Consider the following 13954-nt stretch of genomic DNA (forward strand, 5'->3'; position numbering starts at 1 on the left):
GGTTTGACATAGGCAAAGCCTCGGTTCATCCCGTACAATGACCGTCGTCATTGCATTTCGAGGAAAGCGCTATGTCCAGTGTCTATGCCGTCATCATGGCCGGAGGCCGGGGAGAACGCTTCTGGCCGCTGAGCACCGAATGCATCCCCAAGCCGTTTATGCCGCTTCTCGGCCCTAAAACTCTCATTCAACAGACTGTCGATCGCCTCCTCCCGTTGCTGCCGCCGGAGAGGATGCTTATTTCGATCGGCGAGGCACACAGAGGGATTGCCGGCGAGCAACTGCCGCAGATCCCGCCGGAGAACTTCATCGTCGAACCTGTCGGCCGCGACACGGCGCCGTGCCTCGGTTATTGCGCGCTTCACATCGAACGGCACGAGCCGGACGGCACCATGATCGCCATACCTGCGGATCACTATATCGCCGATGCCGCAGCCTACCGCCGCACCTTGCAAAAGGGGATCGACGCTCTCCCCGGAGCCACCGGCGTGGTTTTCGGCATCCGCCCCGGAAGGCCGGAGACTGGGTACGGCTATATCCAAACGCAGATATCCGAGTCCGGCAACGAGGCCCTGCCGGTCATCCGCTTCGTGGAAAAGCCGGATGCGACGCGCGCCCGTGGGTATGTGGCGGCAGGTAATTACTATTGGAATAGCGGCATTTTTCTCTGGCGCAACCGCACCCTGCTCGACCTTTTACGGCAGCACATGCCGGAGTTGTATCGGGGCCTGGAGGCTCTTCGCCCGTTTATCGGACGCGAAGAGGGCCGTGCGGAGGCGCGTCAAACCTTCGCTGAACTGCCGCGCATCTCGATCGACTTCGGCGTGATGGAAAAAGCTTCGGGGCTGCGCCTGGTACCGGCCGAGTTCGTTTGGGATGACATCGGCAACTGGGGCGCCCTGGAACGGGCGCTGCCACACGACGCCGCCGGCAACGTCGCCATCGGTCCGAATCTTGCCCTTGAGGCCGGAGACTGCGTTTCGTACTCGGATGCGGGTACCGTTGCGACCTTCGGCGTATCCAACCTGATCGTTGTCCAAGCTCAGGGCAAGGTCCTTGTCTGTCCCAAAGATCGAGCAGCAGATCTGAAGCGCCTGATCGCCGCACTCGGCAATGAGGGTCAGTCATAAGTGATGAGAAATAAGACTCTTTACTCATGACTTATCACTCATCAGTGAGCTCTTGCTTTAAGGGGTGGAGTCTTGGGAAGCTGATATCATGGATCGTTCCCCATTCGCGAAGAGCCTGCCATTCCGAAAGATTCCGCGCCAGCCCGCGGCATTTCTGAAGTACCTGGAGGCATCGCCGGATGTTCTGGCCTTTTATCGGCAGCCTCCAACCCCTGCAGCCCTGACCGAAACAGCGCGTGAGGCGCGTCAAAGCGAGTTTCCCAGGCGCGAGATGGCTGAGATCCTCAGGAGCCAGAATGAGGCCTTCGGCAGCGATGACACGGTCCGGCATTCGATCGCGGAGCTGGAAAGCACAGACTGCGTCGCCGTCTTGACGGGCCAGCAGGTGGGCCTTTTTACGGGTCCCATTCTTACAGTCTACAAGGCGCTCACCGCTCTCCGCCTGAGCGCGGAGCTGCGCCACAAGGGGTTCAACTCCGTCGCCGTCTTCTGGATGGCATCCGATGATCACGACCTGGCCGAGACCACACGCCTCACTATCCAGGATTCTGATCACCATACTCGCACGCTCGATTCCAGGGAACTGCTCTTCAGCACCACTGAATTGCCTCCTCATCCGGTCGGAGCCATCCGGCTCCCTGAAACCGTCAGGCAGGTGGTGGACGCGTATTCAGCTTCCTTCTCCGGCGACTGGAGCAGTGAGATCAGGGCCCAGTTGGCGTCGTCTTGCCGGCCGGGGGACACTTTTGCCGAGGCTTTTGGCCGGCTCATGGCCCAGCTCTTCCGGGGGAGGGGCTTGATTCTATTCGACTCCCGAGACCCGGGCGCCAAGAGGCTCGCGGCACCGATGATTAGGAAGGCCCTGGTGGAAGCCCGGAAACTGCGCACGGAGCTTATGGAACGGAGCCGCGCGCTGAAAGGTGCCGGCCTTGAGCCGCAGGTCGCTGTGCTCCCGCGCTCAACGCTCGTGTTCCTCCAGGATGAAGGCGGGCGCAGGCTCCTGGTCACAGGGGACGACGGCTTCGTGCTCAAAGACGCCGGCAGGCGTTTCACGATCGAAGAATTGTTGCTGCTCACAGAAGACGAGCCTGATCGCTTCAGCCCGAATGTGCTCCTGCGACCGGTGGTGCAGGATCGCCTCTTCCCGACTGTGGCTTACGTCGGCGGCCCTGCCGAGGTCTCCTATTTCGCACAGGTCGAGCCTCTCTACCGGTTCTACGGCCGGCCGATGCCGCTTATTTGGCCGCGGAGCAGCTTTACAGTCCTCAGTGCGCAGATCTGCACGGCCATGGAACGTCACGCCATGCGCCTGGAGGACTGTTTTCAAGGAGAAGCCCGGGTAATTCGGCAGATTCTGGAAGCGCAACCCGCGCACTTTGAAGTCCTGCTGGCTGAGCTGCGCCGAGACGCGGATCGGGGCATCGCGGAGGTAAAGCCGGCCATGGCAGCTGTAGACGCGTCGCTCGCATCGGCAGCCGACACCGTACGACGCAAACTCCTTCATCGCATAGCGTCCCTGCAGTCGAAGTTTCACAATTTCGAAATGCGACGGAACAGCGCCCTCCGTGCTGAGGTTTCACGCCTGCTGAACAGTTGCTATCCGCACGGGAACCTGCAAGAGCGCGAGCTCGGGGTGTATCCCCTGCTGGCCCGCTACGGCCCGTCGCTGCTCGACGCAATCTACGAATCGGTCGACCTCGAAACCTTCGCGCACCAGATTCTGTGTATCTAAGACATCTCCACGCAGAGGGCGCTGAGGCAAGATGTGAATTTCTCCGCGTCACCTGCGTGCAGAGGTTTGGATACGATTATTGCATGAGGTGATCGTCGATCCGCAGGGCGGGGCGTCTCAGCGAGAAGATTGCGGCGGCGATCATGGAAGCGGAACCGCAGAAGAAAACTGCAACCGGGGCGCCGAGATGCTGGGCCATGAATCCTGCAATCAGGCTGCCGAAGGGCGCCAAGCCCAGGAACATCATGCTGTAGATTCCCATGACGCGGCCACGCATCGTGTTGCTGACAGTGGACTGGATCAGCGTATTGGTCGAGGCCAGTTGCGTCATGATGAAAAAGCCCGCCGGCACCAGCAGGAGCAAGGAGAGCCAGAGGATTCGGGACAACGAAAACAGGATCAGGCTCGCGCCGAATCCTGCACAGGCTCGGCCTACGACACGGTCCAGGCCCAGCACCCGTTGGCGCCTTGCCAGCCAGAGCGCTCCGATCAGAGCACCGACTCCGGCACTGGTCAACAGTTCCCCCAAGCCGCCGGCTCCGCTATGCAGCACCTTGTCCGCAAAGATGGGCATCAGCACCGTATAAGACATGCCGAGCAGGCTCACGATGCCGAGCAGCAGGAGGAGGGTGCGGATTGCCGTATTGCCGCGCACATAGACGAAGCCTTCCCTGAACTGCTCGAGTTTCGGGGCATGGTCTCGCCGGACCGCCAGCTGATCGATCCTCATCATCAACAGGCCCGCGATCACCGCGATGAAGCTTAGCCCGTTGAGCAGAAAGCACATTCCTTCGCCCAGCGCACCGACCAGGATCCCTGCAACCGCCGGCCCGATGCTGCGGGCGGCGTTGAACGTGGAGGAATTGAGGGCAATCGCGTTCATCAGGTCATCACTGCCGACCATCTCGACGATGAAGGACTGCCGTGCAGGAATATCAAAGGCATTGCATATTCCCAGAAACAAGGCCAGGACGAAAATCTCCCAGACCTTGATCGTGTGGGTCAGGGTCAGTGCGGCCATGACCAGCGCCTGGATCATCATCAGCGTCTGGGTGACGATGACGATCCGCTGGCGGCTGTGGCGGTCGGCAAATATGCCGGCCACAGGTCCCAGGAACAGAACCGGGATTTGAGAGGCAAAGCCGACTTCTCCCAACAGCGCTGCCGAATGGGTCAAACGATAGACCAACCAGCTTTGCGCCAGCATCTGCATCCAGGTCCCAACCAAAGAGATGAGCTGGCCGCCGAAGAACAACTGGAAATTGCGGTGTCGCAACGCACGAAACATGCTTCCACGGCGAGGTCCGGGCTTCTGGCTGAGAGGTGCGGCAGGAAGTGTGCTCACGAAGATCGGCGCTCAGGTCTGATATCAGATCCAAATCCAACGTGCAATTCCTTATCGTAGCACAGCGGAAATCGCTATCGGGTTCAAATCCGTGAGCTCGGGGATTAGTGCGCCTCGGCATCGCCTGATTCCTCGCGCTGCTTCGGACTCTTCATAATAAGCACAAGCGGCAGCATCAACAGAAAGACGAGCCCCAGAAAGCGGAAGACATAAATGAAGGAGAGCATGGCGGCCTGCCGCTGTACCATGCCGAAGAGGGCGGCATTGGCTCGGATCTTCGCGGCCGCCGGATCGATGCCGCGCATGATGAACGCCGAGCGCAGGCGCGCGCGGAACGACTCTGTCAGCGGACCGCCGGCATTCACGTGCCTCCCGAGAAGGTCGGTGTTTTTCTGAATGCGGCGATCCAATATCGTAGTACCGGTGGCGATGCCGAAGCTTCCGCCCAGGTTGCGCATGAGGTTGAATATGCTGGTGGCGTTCCCCATCTCCTCTTTGGGAATGGGACTCATCGTCACAGTCGTCAGCGGAACAAACAGCAATGCGAGGGAGACCCCTTGAATGAACTGCGGCCAAAAGAAGCTCCAGTATCCCGCGCTCAGATTGACCGAGCCCAGCCAGAAAAGCGTGGCCGCGCCCGCGGCCAGTCCCAGCGCCAGCAGCTTGCGCGGCCCCACGCGCCCGACCATGACGCCGACAATCGGGTTCGCGATAAAGGATCCCATGCCGCGCGGCGCCATGGCGATTCCGGCCTCGAGCGCAGGGTAGCCCATGAGAGTCTGCAGGAGGATCGGGACCAGTATCAGGCTTCCATACAAGACAAAACCGAGCATGGTCATGAGGAACACACCCGCACTATAGGTCGCGACCTTAAGAACACGCAGCCGGACCACTGGATCCGAAGTGGTGAGCTCGCGTATGACAAAAGCGATCAAGCCGACGGCTGCGATCAGGGTCAGGTACCTTATTGCTGCAGATCCGAACCAGTCCAGCTCCTGTCCCTTGTCGAGCAGGACCTGCAGCGAGGCGATTCCGACGGCGAGGAAACCGATGCCCCAGAAGTCGATGCGTGCCGAGCTTCGCCGGATGTAGGCCGGGTCGAAGATGAACGTCTTCGTCATCAAAAGCGAGAGCAGACCGACTGGAATGTTGATATAGAAGACCCAGCGCCAGGTGTAGTTATCCGTAAGCCAGCCGCCCACGACCGGGCCCAGAATGGGCGCCACAACGATCCCCAACGCCCAGAAGCCCATCGCCTTGCCGCGTTCCCGGGGCGGGAAAGTTTCGAGCAGGACAGCCTGCGACAGGGGCTGCAATGCCCCGCCGCTCATTCCCTGGATGACGCGAAAAAGGATGAGTGAGGCCAGGTTCCAGGCGAGACCGCACATAAATGACGCGGCTGTGAAGCCGGTCACCGCCATCATGAGCAGTCGCTTGCGCCCGAGATAGTTCGCCAGCCAGCCTGTCAGCGGCAGGATGATCGCATTGGCAACCAGGTAGGAAGTCAGAGTCCAGGTTGCCTCATCGACCGACGCGGACATGCTGCCGGCAATGTGCGGCAGCGAGACGTTCACGACCGTGGTGTCGAGCACCTCCATGAAGGTCGCAAGCATCACCGAGATGGCGATGATCCAGGGATTTACCGGCGTGGGCACCTGCGGAATTTCGCTGCGCATCGTTTTCAAATGCAAATCAACCGCGGATTTCCAGGATTGCCCGCAGGAGAAAACTCCTGTGGCACCCGTGGCCCGGTTTTTCGGTTCGACTACCTGATTATGATGGTTGGCTCCACGGACAGCCCGATGCGGAGGAGGTGCTCCGGGTCCTGCCCCTTCTCGAGTGCGATTTTTACCGGTACGCGCTGGACAACCTTGACGAAGTTGCCCGACGCGTTCTCGGGCGGCAGCAGGCTGAAACGTTCGCCGGTCGCCGCCGCGATACTGTCGACATAGCCATTGTACGTGCGCCCGTAAGCGTCGACACGAATCTGCGCGCGCTGGCCCGGCCGTATGTTTTTCAGCTGCGTCTCCTTGTATTGAGCCGTTACCCAGATGTCTTCGAGCGGAACGATGGCCAGCAATCCCTGGCCTTCCTGTACCACCTGTCCGATCTGCACCGTTTTGCCGGTGACCCATCCCGTGACAGGAGCCTTGACCGATGTGTATTCGACATGAAGCTGTGCCTCTTCCACGGCCGCCCTGGCCTGCTGCACCCTGGCATCGGCCGAGCTGGCCTGCGCCTTGCTGATGCGCACTTGTTGCGGTGCGGTGCTGGCCGCTCTGATTGCGGCCTGCGCCTCCGACACGACGCTTTGGGCCTGGTTCAGTCGCGCCGCCGCAGCTCCGACTGCCTTGTCAGCCTCGTCCACCAGCGCCTCGGCCGAATCGCGCACGGCGCGCGCCGCTGCCGCCGCCGTCGCCGCCGTGTCGTACTGCTGCTGCGAGATCTCGTCTTTGCCGATCAGTTTCTTGTAGCGCTCCAGATCCTGCTGAGCCCTGGTGTAATTCGCTTGAGCTTCGCGCTGCCGTGCGCGGGCGGAATCGAGTCGCGCCTGTGCGCTGTCGACGTCCCGCGCCGCTGCCGCGACACCTCCTTCTGCCAGCCGCAGTGCGGCCTCGGTGGTGCTCACCTGGCTCGCCGTGGCAATCGACTCGACAGGCACTCCCGTGCGCGCAGCTTCCGAGGTTGCGATCGCTGACGCCAGGTTCGCCTCGGCCTGCGCCAACGCCACCCGGTAATCCCTGGGATCAAGTTGCACCAGGACCGTCCCGGCCTGCACCAGCTGGTTGTCGCTCACGTTGACGGCGACAACCGTGCCGCTGACGCGCGCGGCGACCGGGCTGATATTGCCGTCGATCAGCGCGTCGTCTGTGCTTTCGCGCAAGGCATAGTAGTGCCAGAGCAACCAGGAGCCGGCTGCAACGACAACCAGAACGGCGAGCAGCATTGAGCGGTTAATGCGATTCAGGGACAGATGGCCCTGCACCCGATTCCGCGCCGCCGGCGTTTGGGGCGCGACAGGGAGCGGCTGTTTCATTTCAAGGTCTTCCCTGGAGCTGTTCTCCACTTGTCTTTCCCTCACTTGCCTCGCAAGAGCTTCTCATATCCGCTCTCGGCCATGCCCATCGCCTCGGCCAGAGTGGCTTTGGCAATGTTATGTGCATAGAGACTGGAGATATAGTCCTCCGTGGCCGTCGCGAGAGCGTCCTGCGCCTGAACCACCTCTATGTTGCTCACCACGCCGGCAGCGAATCGATCCTGCGCCTGAGTTACCTGCTCGGTGGCGAGGTCGAGGCTGCTCTGGGCCACCAGAACCCGATCCTCGGACGACTTCAAATCAAGAAGCACCGTCCGTATCTCATAGTAAATGCGCGCGCGCAAACTCTCAAGGTCCGCCTTCTGCTGTTCGAGTTGGGCATCGGAAGCCAGAATCTTCGACTCGGTTTCCCTCCCTTGAAAAATAGGGATGCGCAGACTCATCGCCACGAGAAAACTACCGTGCGAGTTGAAGGGACGCTGCCCGATATCGCCATAATTGGCATTCAGATCCATACTCGGCGCTCTCTGACGGACTGCTGCCTCACGCGAGCGTTCCGCCTCCTTTACCTGTGCCATCGCGCTTTGGTAGTCGCCCCGATAGCGATAGGCATCCTGCAAAGCGTCCTCGATGGCAATGGGGGCGAACGGCGTGTACGGGATCTGATCCGTAAGTTGAAACTCCTGCCCCAGCGGCAAGCCGATGGCCTGCGCCAGATTGAGCTTCTGCTTGGCAAAGTCGTTCTGGGCCACAATAAGACGCTGTTGCTGCGCCTGCATCTGGACCTGCGCCCGCAGCACTTCGATCCCGGGGACCAGCCCCGCGCTGCGCCGGCTCAGTGCAAGTTCGTAAAGCACCTGCGCCGTCTTGAGCTGGGCCTGATTGGCTTCGACGCGGCTGCCGCCGGCCACCGCCTGCATGTACAGCTGAAGACAGGCGAGAGCCACCAGATCACGGGTATTCTTATATGCGTGCTGGGTCGCTCTCACATTCTCCGTCCTTGCCTGGAGCTCACTGACCTTGCTCAAATCCAACAGCGATTGGGATACGTAAGCCCTGATGTCGAACACCCCGAAGGGTCCGACCATCTGCGGGATCCCCGGGAAGCCGGAGAACCCGACACTGGCAAGATTCACCTGCTCGACGGTCTCAGAAGTCTGAACCGTCACGTGGGGAAGCAAATCGCTGAGCGTGCGCAGTCGCGAACTCTGAGCGGCCCGGATACTCTGTTGGCCGAGGATGATGCCGAGGTTGTACCTCAGTCCTCGATCGACAACATCCTTGAGAGACAGAGACAGGACCTTCGCTGTGGCTGTGCCGGAGGGAACGCCTGCCAGCAGCTGGCTTTGCGGCCCGTCCGGTGAGGCAGCACCGGACATCATGCTTTGCCCCTGGGGCGCGGGACCCGTATATTGGGCCCAGGCACTGCTCAATGCACATAGGATAACTGCAACAGTTGAAACGGTAGCGGTCGGTTTCATCAGGGTGAGATTCCTTTCCACATCAGATCAGGCCTCGAGCTGATCGGGATATGCACCTTTCCGAGGCGGGCGCGGCATTCCTTCCGCGCCTATGAAAACCTTACCGCAGAGGGCGCAGAGAACGCAGAGAAAAAAGAGGTGGTAACCAGGAAGGAATCACCCTTCCCATGATCTTTGTCTTTGCCTCTGGGATCTATTTCTTTGCGCCCTCTGCTCCCTCTGCGGTTATATTGGAGGAGAATACCGTACTCTGAAAGGAGGGCGAAGTCATGCAATCGATCAACCCGGCAACCGAAGAGGTGTTGAAGTCCTTCCAGATTCACTCCAAAGAGGATATCGACCAGGCGCTGCAGGATGCCTCCCAGAGCTTCCGGAGTTGGCGCAGGACCCCCTTTGAGGAACGCGCTGCCCTCATGCGGCGTGCAGCCGCCGGTCTGCGCGGGCACGGCGCGCGCCTGGCGGCCCTCATGACCGCAGAAATGGGCAAACCGATCGTCGAAGCCGAAGCCGAGGTCGAAAAGTGCGCCTGGAATTGCGACTACTATGCCGAGAACTCGCAGCGCTTTCTTCAGGATGAATCTCGTGCCTCGAATGCCGCCGAGAGCTACATCCAGTACACTCCGCTCGGGGTGGTGTTGGCAATCATGCCGTGGAACTTCCCCTTCTGGCAGGTTTTTCGATTTGCCGCCCCGGCACTGATGGCGGGTAATGCCGCTGTTCTGAAGCATGCGTCGAATGTCCCACAGTGCGCACTGGCCATTGAAGAGGTCTTTCGCGAGGCCGGATTTCCGGCGGGAGTTTTCCGCACGCTGCTCGTGCCGGCTGCGGCAACTGCCGGTTTGATTGAGTCCCCGCAAATCGCGGCTGTGACGCTGACCGGCAGTGAGGCGGCCGGCAGTTCGGTGGCCTCCCGCGCCGGGCGTGTCTTCAAGAAGACCGTGCTCGAGCTGGGTGGGTCCGATCCATTTATTGTTCTGGAGGACGCTGACCTCGCAGTTGCAGCACGCGTCGGCGTGCGTGCGCGGTATCAAAACACCGGCCAGAGCTGCATCGCCGCCAAGAGATTTATTGTCGTCGATGCAGTGTGGCAGGAGTATCAGGAACGCTTCCTCGCGGAAGTCCAGGCGCTGAAGATCGGGGATCCAATGGATCGTGAGACCCGCGTCGGCCCTCTGGCGCGCCGCGATCTGATGGATGATCTGGATCGCCAGGTGCGCGATTCCGTGGCACGCGGCGCCCGGGTGCTCCTCGGAGGCCGCCGTTGCGGCGGGCGCGGCTATTTCTATCATCCGACGGTAATCTCGGAGGTCCCTCTGGATGCTGCCGCGGCCTGCGAAGAGGTTTTCGGCCCGGTCGCGGCCCTGATGAGGGTACGCAACGCGGACGAAGCCGTTCAGGTTGCCAACAGTTCTCCTTACGGCCTGGGCTCGGCTGTTTGGACGTCCGATCTCGCGCGGGCGCGACGCCTGGCCCGCGAAATCGAAGCAGGACAGGTTTTCATCAACGGCATGGTGGCTTCGGACCCGCGTCTCCCCTTCGGCGGCGTCAAGCGCTCAGGCTACGGCCGCGAACTCTCCGAGTTCGGCATCCGCGAGTTCGTGAACATCCAGACCGTCTGGATCGGCCCGCCCAGCGGTTGATTTTGGATTGCGGCTCGCACACTGAGGTTCGTCGATTCTGTCGTCACCCCGTACTGCCAAGTCGGCGGACTTTCGATCCAAAATCCAGATTCCAAAATTACATTTTTCCTTCCACTCTAGCCAAAGCACATTTTCCAGGTTACGATTTCCTGGTACGGTTGGTTTGTCTCGTAAGCATCCAAATATCGTTGAGGGGCGAAGATGAAATACGAACCGAGGAATTTCGAGCATTTGCTGGGAACCGAAGGGTTCAGCAACACCCTGTTGAACAACCACTTCACTCTCTATAAAGGCTATGTGGCGAACACAAACAAGCTGGCTGAAATCCTGGACTCGTTGCTGAAGGAAGGAAAGATCGCAACCCCGGAGTATGCAGAATTGAGCCGCAGGTTCGGGTGGGAATTCAACGGCATGAGGCTGCACGAATACTATTTCGAGAACATGATCAAGGGCGGGTCGAAACTCGACAAAGGGTCGCCGCTGTCCACCAGGATCGCGCAGGAATTCGGCAGTCTGGAAAACTGGGAGAAGGATTTCAAGGGCACCGGGACGATGCGCGGTATCGGCTGGACCGTCCTGTATTACGACAGCATCAGCAAGCACCTCTTCAATGTCTGGGTCAACGAACACGACGTCGGTCATCTCGCGGGCTGCGCTCCACTCCTGATCATGGATGTCTTCGAGCACGCCTTCATCACCGACTATCAGCTCAAGCGCGCGGATTACATCGAAGCGTTCCTGAAAGCCACAAGCTGGAAAGCCGTCGGCGACCGGTTCCAGGCTGCCTCCTAGTGAAACGCCGGAACGGCCCACAATCAAACCACGAAATACACGAATGCCCTTTCGTGTATTTCGTGGTTGATAGGACTCCTTAACATCTTCGGCCGCTTTCTGCCTTCTCGCTCAGGAAAGCCGCTCGCGCCGCACGTGGCGCGCAGCTCGAGGCTCCAGGCGAGCCCCGTGCGTGGCTCGAACGCCTGTATTGAAACAGCCTGTTTCCCAACCACGACGGCAAAGAAGGAATCGGAGCCTTCCACGCCCACCGCACTCCCAGATGGGACGACCGTTGAACCGCGGAAACCGCGAAACATACCAAACCCCCTTTCGTGAGTTTCGCGTATTTCGTCGTTGCTGTTAGATTGATTCCGGGTTTTGATTTGTGTTACAAGCCTTGCTTCACGGCACTCGGGAAACCAAGACATCGGATGAATCCTCTCAACCCACCCCAACTCATGCGCGCAATCACTCTTCCGCGGGCGACTGCGATGGTGGTCGGCATCATCATCGGTGCCTCGATTTTCGTCCAACCTTCGGAAATCACCGGACGAGTACCCTCCGTTAGCGGCGTATTTCTTGTGTGGTTGGTTTCGGGAACGCTCACGATCTTCGGCGCTCTCGTGTGCGCCGAACTGGCTTCGATCTTTACGCGTTCCGGCGGTGTCTATGTGTACCTGAGTGAAGCCTTTTCCCCCGCGGTCGGATTTCTCTGGGGTTGGGCCATGTTCTGGAGCATGCATTCGGGCATTATCGCTGCCGTGTCGGTCGTCTTCGCCCGCTATGCCGCCTATTTCCTGCCTCTGAGTGCCGGGGACGTCAAGGGGGTAGCCATCGCAGCCATCTTGCTGCTCTCGGCGGTCAACTATGTCGGAATCAAACAGGGGAGCCTCCTGCAGGCACTCTTCACGGCGGGCAAGCTGGCCGCCATTGCTTTCATCATCGCCTTCGGCTTTATCCGAGGTGCCGGCCTGCCCGCTCATTTCGCAGCCGGAGACCTCAGCAACCTCGGCAGCGTCTCCGCCAACAGCTTTCTGCTGGCTATGATCGCGGGGCTGTTTGCATTCGGCGGCTGGCACATGGTCACCTACAATTCCGAGGAGACCCACGATCCGCGGAAGATTATTCCGCGCGCTCTCATTCTCGGAACAGTTCTGGTGACGGTGTGCTATCTGGCACTGAACGCAGTATATATGTACGTGCTGCCGCTCTCCACGGTCGCATCATCGACCAGAATCGCGGCCGACGCCGCCAATGCCCTGGTCGGCTTCGGCGGCGGTGCCTTCATGTCCGCGTTGGTCGTGTTCTCCACATTCGGGGCGATGAGCGGCATCATACTTTGCGGCCCCCGCGTCTACTATGCCATGGCCCAGGATGGCCTGCTCTTTCGCTGGCTGAGCGCGATCCATCCGCGCTTTCACACGCCTCACAAGGCCATCCTGCTGCAAGCGGTATGGTCTTCTGTTCTCGTCGCCACCGGAACTTATCGGACGCTGTTCACCCGCGTTGTCTACACGGAGTGGGTTTTCTTCGGACTCATGGCCATCGGTTTGTTTGTGCTCCGGCGCAGGCCTGGGATCAGACGCGGCTACGGCATCTGGGGCTATCCGGTCACGCCGGCGCTTTTTGTGATTTCTTCTTTTGCCATAGTCGTCAACCAGATTGTATCCAGCCCGATCGAGAGCCTGTCCGGATTGTCTCTCGTGCTGCTGGGACTTCCCGCCTATTGCCTTCAGGCAAGATTCAACAGAGAAAGGAGACAGGCAAGTGCCATTCATTGATTTTCACAACCACTTTTACCCGCCGGAGTATCTCGAGGCCATCCAAGCCGGGCCCAGCAACGTAAGGGTGACCTTCGACTCGGAAGGCAATCCACTGGTTCACTACCCCGGAGATTACAACATTCTTGTGCCCGGGCACCGGGACATTTCCTATCGTGCCGACGCCCTGAGCCGTGCAGGTGTGACCAAGCAGATTCTGAGTTTTACCACGCCGGGCACCCATGTGGAGACGCCGGACCGTGCGGTCGAGCTGGCCCGCATGGTCAATGACGCAATGGCCAGGATCGTGTACGAACGCGGCGCTCGCTTCGCGGCACTGGCAACGCTCCCCATGAACGCACCCGAGGCCTCGGCGGCCGAGTTTGATCGCGCGTTTGACGATCTTGGCTTCAGGGGGGTGATGGTTTTCAGCAACATCAATGGAGTGGCTCTGAGCGACCCCTGCTTCTGGCCTCTCTACGAACGCGCCGACCGGAGGAAGGCGGTGATCTACATTCATCCCTCCTTTCCCGTCGGGGTCGAGGCCATGACCGAATACTGGCTCACACCTCTGCTCGGCTTCACCTTCGACACTACACTCGCCGCGGCCAAACTCGTCTTCAGCGGCGTCACCGAAAGGTTTCCCGGAATCCAGTGGGTCCTCTGCCACCTCGGCGGAGCCATCCCCTACCTGGCGGAACGTTTGGATCGGGGGCACTCCGCATTCAAGGAGTGCAGGAAAAACATCAGCAAGCCGCCGAGCGAATACTTGAAGCGGTTCTATTTTGACACCGTCAATTTTGACCCGGCGGCCCTGCAGCTCGCGATTGATTTTGCCGGTGCAGATCACCTCGTGGCTGGGAGCGATTATCCGCATCAGATCGGGAGTCTGACGCAGATGATCGCCAGCATCGAAAAGCTGAGCATCCCCGAGGAACAGAAAGCGGGCATTCGATGGGGGAATGCGGCTCGATTACTGGGACTTTACAAATATGACGCATGACGAGTGACAAATGAAGCAGGCATCATTCGTCACTCTTCGTGCCTTATTTCTT

Annotated in this window: 11 protein-coding genes; 6 read left to right on the forward strand and 5 right to left on the reverse strand. The window is 60.0% G+C overall.

What is annotated here, in order from left to right; genetic code table 11:
* The first annotated feature begins 71 nt into the window (after nucleotides 1-71).
* Nucleotides 72-1130, forward strand: a complete 1059-nt coding sequence (locus LAP85_09865) for a mannose-1-phosphate guanylyltransferase (protein ID MBZ5496698.1) — start codon at nucleotides 72-74, stop codon at nucleotides 1128-1130.
* A gap of 88 nt (nucleotides 1131-1218) precedes the next feature.
* Nucleotides 1219-2862 (forward strand): bacillithiol biosynthesis cysteine-adding enzyme BshC, encoded by a 1644-nt coding sequence (gene bshC / locus LAP85_09870; GenBank protein ID MBZ5496699.1) that lies wholly within the window; start codon nucleotides 1219-1221, stop codon nucleotides 2860-2862.
* Nucleotides 2863-2938: 76 nt separating this feature from the next.
* On the opposite strand, the gene LAP85_09875 is transcribed toward bshC, so the two are convergent.
* From LAP85_09875 to LAP85_09890, 4 genes are all read right to left on the reverse strand, one after another.
* Nucleotides 2939-4150, reverse strand: a complete 1212-nt coding sequence (locus LAP85_09875; protein ID MBZ5496700.1) for an MFS transporter — start codon at nucleotides 4148-4150, stop codon at nucleotides 2939-2941.
* Between the two features lie 161 nt (nucleotides 4151-4311).
* Entirely contained in the window at nucleotides 4312-5883 is a 1572-nt protein-coding gene (locus tag LAP85_09880) for a DHA2 family efflux MFS transporter permease subunit (protein MBZ5496701.1), read from the reverse strand.
* 89 nt (nucleotides 5884-5972) lie between these two features.
* The gene (locus LAP85_09885; protein MBZ5496702.1) at nucleotides 5973-7244 is read right to left on the reverse strand and encodes an HlyD family secretion protein; all 1272 of its coding nucleotides are present in this window, start codon (nucleotides 7242-7244) and stop codon (nucleotides 5973-5975) included.
* A gap of 41 nt (nucleotides 7245-7285) precedes the next feature.
* The gene (locus LAP85_09890) at nucleotides 7286-8626 is read right to left on the reverse strand and encodes a TolC family protein (protein MBZ5496703.1); all 1341 of its coding nucleotides are present in this window, start codon (nucleotides 8624-8626) and stop codon (nucleotides 7286-7288) included.
* Between the two features lie 368 nt (nucleotides 8627-8994).
* On the opposite strand from LAP85_09890, the gene LAP85_09895 reads away from it, so the two are divergent.
* On the forward strand, nucleotides 8995-10365 hold the full coding sequence (locus LAP85_09895; protein ID MBZ5496704.1) for an NAD-dependent succinate-semialdehyde dehydrogenase: 1371 nt from the start codon (nucleotides 8995-8997) through the stop codon (nucleotides 10363-10365).
* A 201-nt stretch (nucleotides 10366-10566) separates the two neighbouring features.
* Nucleotides 10567-11157 carry a Fe-Mn family superoxide dismutase gene (locus tag LAP85_09900; protein MBZ5496705.1) on the forward strand — a complete coding sequence of 197 codons (591 nt, stop codon included), beginning with the start codon at nucleotides 10567-10569 and terminating at the stop codon, nucleotides 11155-11157.
* Between the two features lie 23 nt (nucleotides 11158-11180).
* On the opposite strand, the gene LAP85_09905 is transcribed toward LAP85_09900, so the two are convergent.
* Entirely contained in the window at nucleotides 11181-11456 is a 276-nt protein-coding gene (locus LAP85_09905) for a hypothetical protein (GenBank protein MBZ5496706.1), read from the reverse strand.
* Nucleotides 11457-11570: 114 nt separating this feature from the next.
* Between LAP85_09905 and LAP85_09910 the strand changes: the two genes are divergently transcribed.
* Both LAP85_09910 and LAP85_09915 read left to right on the forward strand, forming a co-directional pair.
* Complete coding sequence (locus tag LAP85_09910; GenBank protein ID MBZ5496707.1) at nucleotides 11571-12920, forward strand: amino acid permease; 1350 nt, start codon at nucleotides 11571-11573, stop codon at nucleotides 12918-12920.
* A complete protein-coding gene (locus LAP85_09915) occupies nucleotides 12907-13902 on the forward strand; it encodes an amidohydrolase (GenBank protein MBZ5496708.1) in 996 nt (331 codons plus the stop codon). Before LAP85_09910 ends, LAP85_09915 begins: the two co-directional genes overlap by 14 nt.
* Nucleotides 13903-13954 lie beyond the last annotated feature (52 nt).

It is taken from the genome of Terriglobia bacterium, from assembly GCA_020072565.1.
GTDB lineage: Bacteria > Acidobacteriota > UBA6911 > UBA6911 > UBA6911 > JAFNAG01.

Coding starts and splice junctions, on each gene's coding strand:
- LAP85_09865 (MBZ5496698.1), top strand. CDS start 72: ATGTCCAGTGTCTATGCCGTCATCATGGCCGGAGGCCGGGGAGAACGC.
- bshC (MBZ5496699.1), top strand. CDS start 1,219: ATGGATCGTTCCCCATTCGCGAAGAGCCTGCCATTCCGAAAGATTCCG.
- LAP85_09875 (MBZ5496700.1), bottom strand. CDS start 4,150: ATGTTTCGTGCGTTGCGACACCGCAATTTCCAGTTGTTCTTCGGCGGC.
- LAP85_09880 (MBZ5496701.1), bottom strand. CDS start 5,883: ATGCGCAGCGAAATTCCGCAGGTGCCCACGCCGGTAAATCCCTGGATC.
- LAP85_09885 (MBZ5496702.1), bottom strand. CDS start 7,244: ATGAAACAGCCGCTCCCTGTCGCGCCCCAAACGCCGGCGGCGCGGAAT.
- LAP85_09890 (MBZ5496703.1), bottom strand. CDS start 8,626: ATGATGTCCGGTGCTGCCTCACCGGACGGGCCGCAAAGCCAGCTGCTG.
- LAP85_09895 (MBZ5496704.1), top strand. CDS start 8,995: ATGCAATCGATCAACCCGGCAACCGAAGAGGTGTTGAAGTCCTTCCAG.
- LAP85_09900 (MBZ5496705.1), top strand. CDS start 10,567: ATGAAATACGAACCGAGGAATTTCGAGCATTTGCTGGGAACCGAAGGG.
- LAP85_09905 (MBZ5496706.1), bottom strand. CDS start 11,456: ATGTTTCGCGGTTTCCGCGGTTCAACGGTCGTCCCATCTGGGAGTGCG.
- LAP85_09910 (MBZ5496707.1), top strand. CDS start 11,571: ATGAATCCTCTCAACCCACCCCAACTCATGCGCGCAATCACTCTTCCG.